The 12429-nt window shown below is 45.4% G+C and carries 11 protein-coding genes; 7 read left to right on the top strand and 4 right to left on the bottom strand.

Features of this window, described 5'->3' with window-relative positions; genetic code table 11:
• Positions 1 to 75: 75 nt before the first annotated feature.
• The 3 genes from soxR (at position 76) to JQC93_RS00240 (ending at position 2932) form a co-directional block, all read left to right on the top strand.
• Complete coding sequence (soxR, locus tag JQC93_RS00250) at positions 76 to 528, top strand: redox-sensitive transcriptional activator SoxR (RefSeq protein ID WP_205156480.1); 453 nt, start codon at positions 76 to 78, stop codon at positions 526 to 528.
• Between the two features lie 133 nt (positions 529 to 661).
• Positions 662 to 1147 (top strand): VOC family protein, encoded by a 486-nt coding sequence (locus tag JQC93_RS00245; RefSeq protein WP_205156479.1) that lies wholly within the window; start codon positions 662 to 664, stop codon positions 1145 to 1147.
• Positions 1148 to 1675: 528 nt separating this feature from the next.
• Positions 1676 to 2932 (top strand): DEAD/DEAH box helicase, encoded by a 1257-nt coding sequence (locus tag JQC93_RS00240; protein WP_205156478.1) that lies wholly within the window; start codon positions 1676 to 1678, stop codon positions 2930 to 2932.
• A 213-nt stretch (positions 2933 to 3145) separates the two neighbouring features.
• Here the strand turns inward: JQC93_RS00240 and JQC93_RS00235 are convergent, their stop codons facing one another.
• Positions 3146 to 4045, bottom strand: coding sequence for a LysR family transcriptional regulator (locus tag JQC93_RS00235; protein WP_205156477.1), 900 nt, complete (start codon positions 4043 to 4045; stop codon positions 3146 to 3148).
• Positions 4046 to 4146: 101 nt separating this feature from the next.
• On the opposite strand from JQC93_RS00235, the gene JQC93_RS00230 reads away from it, so the two are divergent.
• Positions 4147 to 4503: a DoxX family protein gene (locus JQC93_RS00230; protein ID WP_205156476.1), complete on the top strand. Its 357-nt coding sequence runs from the start codon at positions 4147 to 4149 to the stop codon at positions 4501 to 4503.
• A gap of 86 nt (positions 4504 to 4589) precedes the next feature.
• Here JQC93_RS00230 and JQC93_RS00225 read toward each other — a convergent pair whose 3' ends face one another.
• Entirely contained in the window at positions 4590 to 5012 is a 423-nt protein-coding gene (locus tag JQC93_RS00225) for a DUF3010 family protein (protein WP_205156475.1), read from the bottom strand.
• Between the two features lie 180 nt (positions 5013 to 5192).
• Here JQC93_RS00225 and JQC93_RS00220 point away from each other — a divergent pair, with 180 nt between their 5' ends.
• On the top strand, positions 5193 to 6290 hold the full coding sequence (locus JQC93_RS00220; protein WP_205156474.1) for an alkene reductase: 1098 nt from the start codon (positions 5193 to 5195) through the stop codon (positions 6288 to 6290).
• Between the two features lie 70 nt (positions 6291 to 6360).
• Here JQC93_RS00220 and JQC93_RS00215 read toward each other — a convergent pair whose 3' ends face one another.
• Entirely contained in the window at positions 6361 to 7563 is a 1203-nt protein-coding gene (locus tag JQC93_RS00215) for an ammonium transporter (RefSeq protein ID WP_205156473.1), read from the bottom strand.
• A 380-nt stretch (positions 7564 to 7943) separates the two neighbouring features.
• Here JQC93_RS00215 and JQC93_RS00210 point away from each other — a divergent pair, with 380 nt between their 5' ends.
• Positions 7944 to 8291: a DUF1428 domain-containing protein gene (locus JQC93_RS00210; RefSeq protein ID WP_205156472.1), complete on the top strand. Its 348-nt coding sequence runs from the start codon at positions 7944 to 7946 to the stop codon at positions 8289 to 8291.
• 170 nt (positions 8292 to 8461) lie between these two features.
• Here the strand turns inward: JQC93_RS00210 and JQC93_RS00205 are convergent, their stop codons facing one another.
• Positions 8462 to 9586 (bottom strand): acyl-CoA desaturase, encoded by a 1125-nt coding sequence (locus JQC93_RS00205; protein WP_205156471.1) that lies wholly within the window; start codon positions 9584 to 9586, stop codon positions 8462 to 8464.
• A gap of 345 nt (positions 9587 to 9931) precedes the next feature.
• Between JQC93_RS00205 and JQC93_RS00200 the strand changes: the two genes are divergently transcribed.
• Positions 9932 to 12346 (top strand): glycoside hydrolase family 2 protein, encoded by a 2415-nt coding sequence (locus JQC93_RS00200; protein ID WP_205156470.1) that lies wholly within the window; start codon positions 9932 to 9934, stop codon positions 12344 to 12346.
• Positions 12347 to 12429: the final 83 nt, after the last annotated feature.

The raw sequence follows: 12429 nt of genomic DNA, 5'->3' as shown, positions 1-12429 counted from the left end.
CTCAGATTTGTTGCTACTCTAATACCTAAAGTTAACTTTAGGTAAAGCGGTTTTTCTAGCAGGAGCGAGGTGTATATGGAAATCAGTGTGGGTGAAGCAGCAAAGCGTTCTGGTATGGCGGTCTCTGCGCTCCATTTTTACGAAAAGAAAGGCTTAATTCATAGCTGGAGAAATCAAGGCAATCAGCGGCGCTATCATCGAAGCGTTATTCGTCGACTCGCTGTCATTAAGGCGGCGCAAGAGGTGGGGTTATCATTGGATGAGATTGCCACATCATTACAGGCGCTTCCAAAGCATCAGGCACCTACGCGCAAACAGTGGGATACCATGGCGGCCCAATGGCAGGCGCAATTGCAGCATAAGATCTTGCAGATGCAAGCGCTACAAAAAGATCTAGGCAGTTGTATTGGGTGTGGATGCTTATCGCTGGAAACCTGTGCCATCTATAATCCACAAGATGTGCGGGCTGAGAAATACACTGGCCAATCGTCGCTGACTAATCCTGAAGATTGGAACGCTGAACTCTAATACTAGTTTCGGCAACATACCATTCAATAATAAAATATTATCATTATTAGAAATATTGATAATTTCATTTAATTTTCTCGGCCTACTATACTCTCTCCATCGAAACAAACACACGAATAGTTGGAGCAAGAATATGAAAATGAATCACGTAGGCATTATGGTTGGCGATATGGACCAGGCTGTTGAATTTTACACCAAGGTACTTGGTCTTAAAATTGTTATGAACAACACCAAAGTTATCGAAGAGCGCGAGTCTGCAATTGGCCGTATGTGTATCGCAGTATTTGGTGAAGGTTTTAAAGGCTTTAATATCGCTCACCTAGTCACTACCGATGGTATTGGTGTTGAACTGTTTGAAATGAAAGAGCGCCAAGAACGTCACGAGGTTGACTTCTCTCGCCTTGGTATTTTCCACTTCTGTCTTCAAACTGATGACTTCGAAACTGTCATGAAGCGTACAGAAGAGTTTGGTGGCAAGGTTCGTATGGATATCATGCGTTACCACCCAGAAGACGACAACAAGCCAGCTAAAATGGTTTACCTAGAAGACCCGTTTGGTAACTTGTTTGAGCTTTACTCTCACACCTATGAAGAAACTTACGCGACTGATTACGAGTAAGCTTAATTCGTAAAACGATGTATTTCGCAGAGTCTGCATGAATACTTAGTGAAACTCGCACGCTAATCGTGTACTGAAAGGGGCCATTCTATGGCCTCTTTTTTTTGTGTTTTTACTAGCTGAAACAAAACTCTTCAACTAAAAAGTCAATTAACTTATGGACTCGTTTAGGGAGATGCTTTCGCGATTGATAAAGTACATTAATAGCTAAATCTTTCATTACGCAATCTTCTAGCAGTGGGTTAGCCTGTTCTGTTCGATAAACGGTTGAATAATTATTGAAGGTAGGCAAGCTATACCTTCTCCCGCAATTGCCGCAATTTTATTTTGCTATGATCAGTCATTGCTTAGTCCAACGTTTATCAAGCGGATCAAAAAGCAATGCGATAGCTACATCGTTGGTTTTTCGTTGAGAACGTACCAGACTCCTGTTTTAATATGACGCCGTGGCTTACGCTGTGGATTTCTCTAGTTTAAGTCAGGGCTCATTTTCCAGCATTGGCTTTATTTACTTTGTAAGGTATTGCTATGTCATTTGATTCGCTGTCTCTGAGTCCCGCGCTTATTCAAGCACTCCCTAGCCAATTTTCAGAGCCCACAGCTATTCAAAGATTGGTGATCCCAGATCTACTTAGCCTTCACGATGTATTGGCGCTGGCGAACACAGGCAGCGGTAAGACGCTAGCGTATGGCTTGCCATTAATACAACTGCTGAGTCAGTCTGCAAGTCATGCTGGCGAAGATAAAAACGCTATTTCCCATCAGGCACTGATATTGGTGCCGACTCGAGAGTTGGCGCAACAAGTGACTACGGCATTGGCTCCACTCGCTAAGGCGTCAGGGCTTGAGGCCATCTGTCTGTGTGGTGGCGTCGATAAAGCGGAGCAGCAACAAGCGTTAAAGGTTGGCGCTCAAGTCATAGTCGCAACCACAGGGCGGCTACTGGATTTCGTTACAGAAGGTGTAGTTAACCTAGCGAACGTAAACCACCTTGTTTTAGACGAAGCAGATAGACTACTAGACATGGGGTTTTGGAAAGATGTGCAAGCTATCGCAAAGCTCACCTCGCCACAGCGTCAAACTGCACTGTTTTCTGCGACGTTTTCAGATGAGCTAGAAAGTAACGCGGCGCAAATTCAAAACAATCCCAAACGGATCACTGCGCATCAAAAGAACAGCGTCACCGAACAAGTGTCAGAGTCGCTATTTTTGGTTAATAAAGGCAGTAAGCCGAATGTTTTAATAGAGCTTGTAAGGCAGCACCAGTGGTCGCAAGTGCTGGTATTTATTGGCGCAAAAGAGAATGCCGATAAGCTCACCAAAAAATTAGTGAAAGCGGGTATTTCTGCTAGCGCTCTTCACGGCAATAAGTCTCAACAAGAGCGTGAACAAACGCTTGCTGAGTTTAAAAAAGGGACGGTCTCGGTTCTGATTGCCACCGATCTTCTGGCAAGGGGGATTGATATCTCGGATCTGCCAGTTGTTGTTAATTTTGAGCTTCCTCAGCACGCTGAGGTGTATGTGCACCGTGTTGGGCGCACCGCTCGAGCGGGTAAAAAGGGCATGGCCCTTTCGTTGGTTTGCCACGGCGAAATGGCGGCGCTGGACGCTATTCGCGCGTTAACAGAGCGTACTTTGCCCTTACAGACTCTCGACAATTTTCCGGTAACAGATACACCCTCTACGGGGGAAAGCAAGCGAGCACCAAGGGACAAAAAGGCCAACCGTCGCACTCAAAACAAGAACAGCAGTAAGCAGTTCCAAGGCAAGCCTAGAAAGCGTTAATGCCACTAACGTACGATCGGATGTAGTATCCTGAAATTGGACTAACGCTCGCCTTATCGTGGCGAGCTTTCGCTAATACTAATCGAAGTAACTAACTGGTCAGAAATTTACGATGGAGACATCGCTGCGAACAAGGCAGAGACTGCCGTAAGTATTTGTTCTAAATAAAAAATCTTTAGCGCCGTTATCAATGATTTCAACGAGCAAGAATGATCAGGTATTTGCTTTGGTTGATATAAAATAGTCGCTGAGAAAATCAATAAAGGTGCGAATGCGCTGGGGTTGATGCTCGACGTTTTTATACACCAGATACATAGGCCGCTTTAACGTAGAGAGGTCTGCGAGCACTTGGATTAACCGCCCGTCGCTCAAGTCTTTTTCTATCATCCAGCGTGGCATTGCTGCGACACCTTGACCCAACCTTGCCATCTGTACCAGCATTTCTGGACTGTCACTTTGAATGTATTCATTGACTTTGATCTTTTGAACCGCGTCTTTAACAGGAAAATACCAAACGTTCGACGGTGTCGCCAATGAGTAGGTTAGGCATTGATGCTGTTGGAGATCCATCGCATGTTCAATAGGCGAATGAGCATCTAAATAGCTCGGCGCAGCAAAATAAACTAACTCGTTATCGAGCAGCCATTTTGCTTTTAACCCCGAGTCTTTGAGGTAGCTGGCCCGAATGGCAATATCGATATTGTCGTCCACGAGATCCGCAAATTTGTCCGATACAGACACATCGACCGTTACCTTGGGATGAAGGGTTAAGAACTGGCTCAATGGCTCTGCAAGCAACTGCACGCTAAAGGCGCTGGGTACAGACAGTTTTAATACCCCAGCAATCGAAGTTTGTTCTGCACGCAGTTGAGATTCAAAGAGATCAATGTCTTCAGTGAGTTGCAAAGCAAACTCTAAATATTGATGGCCATTAGGGGTAAGACGTATTGCGCGTGCATGGCGATGGAACAACGTGAATCCAAGTTGCTTTTCCAACCACGCGATCTTTTTACTGACCGCACTTTGCGTGGTGTTCAATTCGTTGGCGGCGGCGGTGAATGTTCCGAGTTGAGCCACTCTAATAAACACCTTGAGGCAGTCTAACTTATCCATTTTGTCATTCTATTTTGGAATGGTAACTAATCAAAATGTACTCTACTACTCCTTTAATTGGAATGCTTAAATGGTGTTATTCAAAAAGAGGAGTTCAAGTAATGCTGATTATCCAAGGTTTACTCATTGCGTTTTTCATGTTTGCTAGCTCAGTTAAAGTGTTCGGCTGGGTTAAGGCTATTTTTGAGCCCCAGTTGGCATTTTTCCATCGCTATGGTCTTAATCGCGCTGCTATGCGCATGGTTGGGGTCATTGAAGCTACTGGGGCTGGCTTACTTCTGTTTGGGATGCTAACGACCGCTTCGCTCTATACACAGCTTGGTGCCGCGCTAATTGCACTAACTTCGGTGGGGGCGATGTTTTTCCATTTTCGATTCGACACTTGGAAAGATGCGATCCCGTCAATTTTAACCTTAGTGCTTTCCCTCGCGCTTCTGTTGAGTCAATTTGGACAATAGTGATTAGACAAAAAAATGGTCCAATCAATTGATTGGACCATTTTTAGATACTTTAAGCCGCACAACGTGAGGCGGGGTGCTAGCAGTTATTTCATGATGCAGGCGTAAGCAACCGTAAAGGCTGGCTCTTGGTATTGCTTCAATCCAGTTTCTTTAAAAGGAACCAACAGTGGATTGCGCTTTAGACCTTCTTTGATCTCTGCAGGGCTAATCACATCGACTTTTAAACCGTCGATGAGTTGGATAGCGGCTTCTAACTTAAAGCCTACTGCACCACCGGCAAATTTACCTTTGGTTTGACGCTGGCGAATCACCACACGATCGACTTGGTAGTCTTGCATCAACTTGGCAAATGAGAATTGAAAATCTTTCATTTTCTGTGTGTCGTTTGCATCACCAATCGATACTTTAGCGACTCGGCAATCAGGAATATTAAAGACGCCATCGGACAGTGTTAGCAGGCTTACAATCGCGTCATTACCACTAATTTCAACACCACAAATTTTCATTTTTATACCTTGTTATTGATGAGGTTGAGATTATAGGGGCAGTTGGCCTAATGCACCAGAGAACATTACAATCATTCTATGTTTGTTGCACATTTCACAAAAGCAATTTGTTATTAATGCAGTTAATGAAACAGCCGTGGTCTGCTAGTATCAGCTTAGATTCTTTAAAAGGATAGACTAATGACCACGTCTCTTTTTCAACCGATACAATTGGGTAGCCTAGCACTCAAAAACCGCATTGTAATGCCTCCAATGACACGCTCACGCGCCAGTCAACCTGGTGATGTACCTAACGACATGATGGCCAAATATTACGGTCAGCGCGCAACGGCAGGATTGATTGTTTCCGAGGGAACTCAAATCTCGCCTATGGGCAAAGGGTATGCCTGGACACCGGGAATCTATTCTCCTCAGCAAATTGAGGGATGGAAAAAAGTCACCAGTGAAGTCCATGCTAAAGGTGGAGTCATCTTTGCTCAGTTATGGCATGTTGGACGGGTGACGCATCCTGACAATATCGGCGGTGAGCAGCCAATCTCATCGTCTGCAATAAAAGCAGACAATGTGAAAGTGTTTGTTGACAACGGGACAACCGAACCTGGATTTGTCGATGTGACTGTGCCTCGAGAAATGACTAAAGACGAGATTGACCAAGTTGTTGCCCAGTTTAGACAAGCAGCCCTCAACGCAGTGGAGGCGGGATTTGATGGGATAGAGTTACACGCAGCCAATGGTTACTTGGTGAATCAGTTTATTGATTCAGAGGCAAATAATCGAACCGATGAATATGGTGGCAGTTTAGACAATCGCCTTCGCTTTCTTGACCAAGTTGTTGCGACGATGGTTGAAGCTATTGGCAAAGAGCGAGTAGGTGTGCGTTTAGCCCCACTTACTACGCTGAATGGCACCGTCGATGCAAACCCAATCGAGACGTACATTGGTGCGGCAGAGTTATTAAACCGCCACCAAATTGGTTATTTGCATATTGCCGAAGTTGATTGGGACGATGCACCAGACACCCCGGTTTCATTTAAACGCGCACTTCGCAAAGCCTTTCAAGGTGTGTTGATCTATGCAGGCCGCTATAACGGTGAAAAAGGTGCTCAAGCCATTGATGATGGATTAGCAGACATGATTGGATATGGTCGACCTTTTGTGGCGAATCCAGATTTGCCAGCGCGGATTCAAAACAACTATCCACTGGCTGAACATGATCCAAATACGTTGTTTGGGGGTGGGGAAGTTGGACTCATTGATTACCCTGCTTATCAAAAATAGGGATTAATAAAGATCAAAAAGCCCTAAGTATAATGCCTAGGGCTTTGTTTTTGTTTTGAGTAACCGTAGTTTACTTGTCTTTGTTAGTCGACCCAATTTTGTGGATCGCTAAGTCGGCACCAATGAACTCGTCTTCTTCACTCAATCGTAAACTTGAAATCGCATTGACCGCACCATAAACAATGGCACCACCAATAAGTGCGACTGCAATACCCGCAATAGAGCCTACAATTTGCGACATCAAGCTAACACCGCCTAAGCCGCCCAAGGCTTGTTGACCGAAAATACCTGCTGCGATTGCACCCCACAAACCACATAGCCCGTGAAGTGGCCACACACCGAGCACGTCATCGATTTTGGTGCTGCGCTGTAATTTGGTAAATACCATCACAAAGAGGGCACCGGCAACACCACCCACGACAAACGCACCTACTGGATGCATAAGATCGGAGCCGGCACAGACTGCAACCAATCCGGCTAAAGGTCCATTGTGAATAAAGCCGGGGTCATTCTTACCAACGACTAAAGCGACTAAGGTTCCGCCAACCATTGCCATTAAACTGTTCACTGCAACTAAACCACTGATGCCATCCATGGTTTGAGCAGACATGACGTTAAAGCCAAACCAACCAACGATCAGCACCCAAGAACCTAATGCAAGAAACGGAATGTTAGAAGGAGCAAAGGCAATACCAGGCTTACGCCCTTTACGCACACCTAAGATGTATATCGCAACTAACGCCAGCCAGCCTCCCATTCCGTGGACAACGATTGAGCCTGCAAAGTCGTGGAACTCTGCGCCAAAGGTGTGGCCAAGCCAGGTTTGAAATCCAAAATTACCGTTCCAGATAATGCCTTCGAATACAGGATACACAAAGGCAACAATGAGGGCCGAGGCAATTAGGAAAGGTCTGAAGCTACCTCGTTCTGCAATACCACCAGAAACGATGGCAGGAATGGCCGCTGCAAAGGTTAATAGGAAGAAGAATTTAACCAATTCATAGCCGTTGTCTTGAGTCAGGGCCTCTGCTCCAGAAAAAAAGTTGCTGCCGTAGGCGATCTGATAGCCAATAACGAAGTAGGCCACTGCCGAAAAGCCAAAATCGGCGATGATTTTGACCAAGGCATTGACTTGGTTTTTATGTCGCACAGTACCGACTTCTAAAAAGGCGAATCCGGCGTGCATGGCGAGCACCATAATGGCGCCTAGTAGAATAAATAAAGTGTTTGCGCTTTGAGCGATCACACCGATCGCATCACTAATGTTGTCCATAACTCACTGCTTTTGTGTTGGTTTTTGTTTGTATCAACTAGAAGAGCAAGTTCTGTACCAGTTGCACCAAAATTGTTATTTAAATGTTCTTTTTCGGTGCGAAACCAAGTATCTATATGATTTTTAAATATTAAATTGCTTCCTTTTTGGTGCAAAATATTAACATTTGTGGGTGAGGTTGAGGGTTTTCTCGATATTCAGGTTAAGCAATGTGCCACGTTAGTGCGTTAATGCACCATTTTGGTGCCCTTGTGGTGACGAGGTGATAGCCCGTGATGAGATTAATCCGTAACAGAGTCAATGACAGGAAAAATGCTAATAGGTCACTATACTTAGCTCGATATGACTTAGCTTAACATCACACACAATGAGAGGCGGGAATGGAATATATCGATGCATTTATGGCGGCCGTACCAAAGCATGACCAACGCGGCTATCTCGATCATGCCAAGCAAGCTGCGGTGCTCTTTAAGAAGTATGGTGCAATTAGGGTCGTCGAAAATTGGGGGGATGACTTACCAGAAGGGGATTTAACCTCTATGCCAATGGCAGTACAGTGCCAGCCAAACGAAACGGTTGTTTTGTCTTGGGTGATTTGGCCGTCTAAAGCGGTGAGGGACGAAGGGATGTCAAAGCTGTTTTCCGACCCAGAGATGCAAGAAATGGAACTGCCGTTTGATAGCAGTCGCTTAATCTACGGTGGGTTTCAAGTGATCATGGATGAATAATCGTCATTATCCAAATCCACAAAAGTGACTTTGGCATAGCCAAATCGAGTCGTGACATCTTACCCATAAACCGAGATAGAAGCAGACACATGTCGTTTACGCACAAAAAAAGAGCGAACAAGGTATTTCCATGTTCGCTCTAGTCTCTGTTTGTTATTGAGTACTACCTATTATGCATAGCGCTTGATACTGCTTTGCCAAAGCTGTTTTTGTATTTCAAATTGCTGCTTGAGTTGTTGGTGGCGCAACACTAGCAGCGACATTTCGTAACTCTCTACAACTTGCTGCTTTTTGTTTTGCAGTAACTGCTTTTTGCTATCGTAATAATCACTCATACTCGCAATTAACGTATCAAACTCCTGCTCCAACTTGGTTTTCAAGGTTGGACAAGCATCCATGGCATTCAGCTTAAGGTGAGCTTTATGCAGCAACATCGCCGCACGCGCCTTCTCGATCTTGAGTTGAGGAGTGGTGCGAAGTTTTTCTGCTAATCCAACCCATGAACACGCCTTAATTAGCCACTTGGTCGGATCGTAGTGCCACCAGTCGATACCGTTACGGTAGTCGTTCTCAAATAAGTGGTGGAAGTTATGATAACCCTCGCCAAAGGTAAAGAACGCTAATACCCCATTGTCGCGAGCTGAGTTTTTGTCGGTAAAGGTTTGCTTACCCCAAATGTGTGCCAATGAGTTAATAAAAAACGTGGTGTGATGACTTAAAAATAGTCGCACGGCACCCACTACTAGGAACATACCAATAATGTCTTGGTGGATAACCCCTAAAGCAATCGGAATACCAAAGTTAGTAACCAGTGTTAGCGGCACGTAGTACTTGTGCTGCCATTGAACAATATTGTCTTTTTTAAGATCGCGGCAATTTTTGTAATCTGAATAAGTGGCTTGGTTGTAGTCGCGAAGCATCCATCCAATGTGCGAATACCAAAAACCACGAGAGGCTGAATAAGGATCTTTAGTGTCATGGTCAACGTGTTTGTGGTGTTCACGATGGTCTGATGACCAATGTAAAGCACTGTTCTGCATAGAGAATGCACCACCAATAGCAAATATGCCTCGTAATAGTGGGCTGGCTTGGTAGGTTTTATGACTCCATAAGCGGTGATAGCCGGCAGTGATGGACAGATTAGTGAAACTAAACGCAATGATGAACCACACTAGGTGCGCCCATCCTAAGCCGTAGTTATAGGCATACCATGGCGTCACAATGACCGCCAAGACTAGGCTTGTTACAAAGACAAAGATATTGAGCCACAGCAGTGGCGGACGTTGGGTGCTCACAGATACTCCGTATGATGTCTATTTCAGCTTACACGTGTTCACTAGAATATCAGCGAACACGTGTAAGTCAAACACTATGGTCACATACAGGTAACAAGCTGTAACCAAGAGTGAAAATTGAGCGCATGATCTCACCAAGCAACTAGACTCAATAGTTCGAGATCCCACGATCTTTGTTTCATGGTAGTTTCATGGCAATAAAATTCGTTGTGCTAGGCTTCTCCATTTCTATCGGATTGGACTGAGTTTGGAACAAAGCGTGCTCTACTTCACAGTGGGGTATGAGGACCAACTTTACTATCGCAACATCAAATTGACTCCCATTCACTAAACTGGAGAAGCTTAATGTCCTCGATTGAACTAAACGGCGAGTGGACTCTTCGTTCGCCTCAGCATCCTCACATTGCCATTCCAATGTCGTTACCAGGGGATAATTACTCTGCATTATTTAAAGCGGGTCTCATACCCGATCCCTACATCGGCACAAACGAGAAAGACGTGCAGTGGGTGGGCGAAGCTCAGTGGAAAATTGAAAAAGAGTTTGATGCTGGTGCGGCGGATTTAGATGCGCGTGCCATCGAGATGAAACTGAGCCGCGTGGATACGTTGGCAGACATCTCGATTAATGGTCAGCCTGTTTTTTCGTGCAGCAATATGTTCCGACACTACAAGGTCGACATTAAGCCTTTTCTCCGTGAGGGAAAAAATACTATTAGCGTGGAATTTGCCCGTGCTGATCTAGAAGGCAAAGCGAGAGCGGAAAGATTGCCGTTTCCTATTCCGTCATCAATGGGCAGCAACAATCAAATCCCGCACATGAACTTACTGCGCAAAACGCAATGTCATGCAGGTTGGGACTGGGGAATTTGCCTGATGGTGTCGGGTATTTATGACGCCATCACCGTTTCTGCTATTCACACCATCGCACTAGAACGAGCAACGACGGATCAGTTCTGGAACGAAGATGGTAGCGTGACGGTTGAAGTCTCTGTTAGTCACGAAGCGAATATTGATGCGCAGGTGAGTGTGGAATTTGGTGAGCACTCTAAGACTGTCACTTGCGACAAGTTAGGTGAAACCAAGGTTAGTTTTGCAATTGCTCAACCTAAATTATGGTGGCCAGCAGGTTATGGCGAGCAACCGCTGTATGAGCTTAGTGTCGAGTTAGATGGGCAAGTGATTAACAAACGCATTGGCCTACGTAAATTAGTTCTAAACACATCGGAAGACGCTGTTGGTTCATCGATGGAGTTTCAGGTCAACGGGTTCCCAATCACTGCCAAAGGGGCTAACTGGATCCCTGTCGATGCGATGCCATCGAACGAGTCTGAATCTCGATATCGCGCATTGTTGCAAAGTGCCGTCGATGTCAATATGAATATGATCCGTGTGTGGGGTGGTGGTCAGTACGAATCTGAACTGTTCTATGATCTGTGTGACGAATACGGCTTGATGGTATGGCAAGACATGATGTTCTCTTGCGCATTGTACCCATCTACCGACGAATTTGTGGCAGACGTGGTCCCAGAGCTTCGCGATCAAATTCGCCGCTTACGAGACCATTGCTGTATTGCCTTGTGGTGTGGCGATAACGAAGTTATTGGTGCTATTGGCTGGTACCCAGAATCCAAAGCGAATCGCACAAAGTACACCGTAAATTACGATAGATTAAGTCGGAAAATTGCTGAAACCGTGATGCAGGAAGACTCTAGCCGACGCTTTTGGGCGAGCTCTCCATGCAACGGCGATCTGGATTACGGAGATGCTTGGCACGATGATACCCGCGGCGATATGCACTTTTGGGATGTTTGGCACTCAGGGTCTTCGTTCAGCGCTTACTTAGATATTCAGCCTCGCTTCTGCTCTGAATTTGGTTATCAATCGTGGCCTTCACTAGCGGAAGTTAAGCGATTTGTGCCTGAATCAGATTGGAACGTAACGTCACCAACCTTTGAAAGCCATCAAAAAAACCACAGTGGCAATAGCATCATGACGGAGATGTTTACCCGTTATTTCCGTTTCCCTGCGAGCTTTGAGCAAATGCTGTACATGAGTCAGGTCCAGCAAGCCATTGCGATAAAAACGGGGTGTGAATATTGGCGATCTCAAAGTCCAACGTGTCGAGGCATGCTCTACTGGCAGTTGAATGATAACTGGCCGGTAAGTTCATGGTCGAGCATCGAGTACAGCGGTCGTTGGAAGCAGCTTCACTACCATGCAAAACGTTTCTTCTCTCCTTTGTATATTCCGTTCCATGAGACAGAGGACGCATTGACGCTGCGCTTAAGCAATAACACTCGCCATACTGAAGATGTGTCAGGCCAAGTGGTGTGGATGAGTTGGGCAGGTAAAGAACTTGGACGATGGGATTGGGCCGAGCAGGTCAAAGCCGATGGCAACGATCTAGTGTGGTCTTTGGATAAATCGGACTGGGCTGATCGCCGAGAACTCGGATTTTTCTTCGCTGAAATAGAGTGCGACGGAGAGCCTGTACAAAACACATGGTTCCCTATTCCAGAGCTAAAGAATGTGGCCGTAGAAAAGGCTGACTTAAAGGTAGTAAGAGAAGGAGATAGCATCAGTATCTCAACGGATAGGCCAGCCTTGTTTGTTCACTTAGAACATGATGGCGACGGTCGCTTCAGTGACTCAAGCTTTACGTTATTGCCAAATCAGACCAAAACGGTTCGTTATCTTGGTGATGATCTAGAAAGCTTATCTCGTAGCCTAAGGGTGTATGACCTTAGCCATAGCTACTAAGCGTTTTAGTGACCTAGGAGCAAGAATGTTGTGTAGGGTTAGGCCATTAAGCTTGGCCTAGTTAAGGGCTAGATGGTTTCCAT

This window comes from Vibrio ulleungensis, assembly GCF_016900875.1.
GTDB classification, from domain to species: domain Bacteria; phylum Pseudomonadota; class Gammaproteobacteria; order Enterobacterales; family Vibrionaceae; genus Vibrio; species Vibrio ulleungensis.
This window is presented reverse-complemented; position numbering and strand designations above follow the sequence as displayed.

Excerpts from the sequence above, each read along its gene's own strand:
- soxR (WP_205156480.1), top strand. The coding sequence starts at position 76 with ATGGAAATCAGTGTGGGTGAAGCAGCAAAGCGTTCTGGTATGGCGGTC.
- JQC93_RS00245 (WP_205156479.1), top strand. The coding sequence starts at position 662 with ATGAAAATGAATCACGTAGGCATTATGGTTGGCGATATGGACCAGGCT.
- JQC93_RS00240 (WP_205156478.1), top strand. The coding sequence starts at position 1,676 with ATGTCATTTGATTCGCTGTCTCTGAGTCCCGCGCTTATTCAAGCACTC.
- JQC93_RS00235 (WP_205156477.1), bottom strand. The coding sequence starts at position 4,045 with ATGGATAAGTTAGACTGCCTCAAGGTGTTTATTAGAGTGGCTCAACTC.
- JQC93_RS00230 (WP_205156476.1), top strand. The coding sequence starts at position 4,147 with ATGCTGATTATCCAAGGTTTACTCATTGCGTTTTTCATGTTTGCTAGC.
- JQC93_RS00225 (WP_205156475.1), bottom strand. The coding sequence starts at position 5,012 with ATGAAAATTTGTGGTGTTGAAATTAGTGGTAATGACGCGATTGTAAGC.
- JQC93_RS00220 (WP_205156474.1), top strand. The coding sequence starts at position 5,193 with ATGACCACGTCTCTTTTTCAACCGATACAATTGGGTAGCCTAGCACTC.
- JQC93_RS00215 (WP_205156473.1), bottom strand. The coding sequence starts at position 7,563 with ATGGACAACATTAGTGATGCGATCGGTGTGATCGCTCAAAGCGCAAAC.
- JQC93_RS00210 (WP_205156472.1), top strand. The coding sequence starts at position 7,944 with ATGGAATATATCGATGCATTTATGGCGGCCGTACCAAAGCATGACCAA.
- JQC93_RS00200 (WP_205156470.1), top strand. The coding sequence starts at position 9,932 with ATGTCCTCGATTGAACTAAACGGCGAGTGGACTCTTCGTTCGCCTCAG.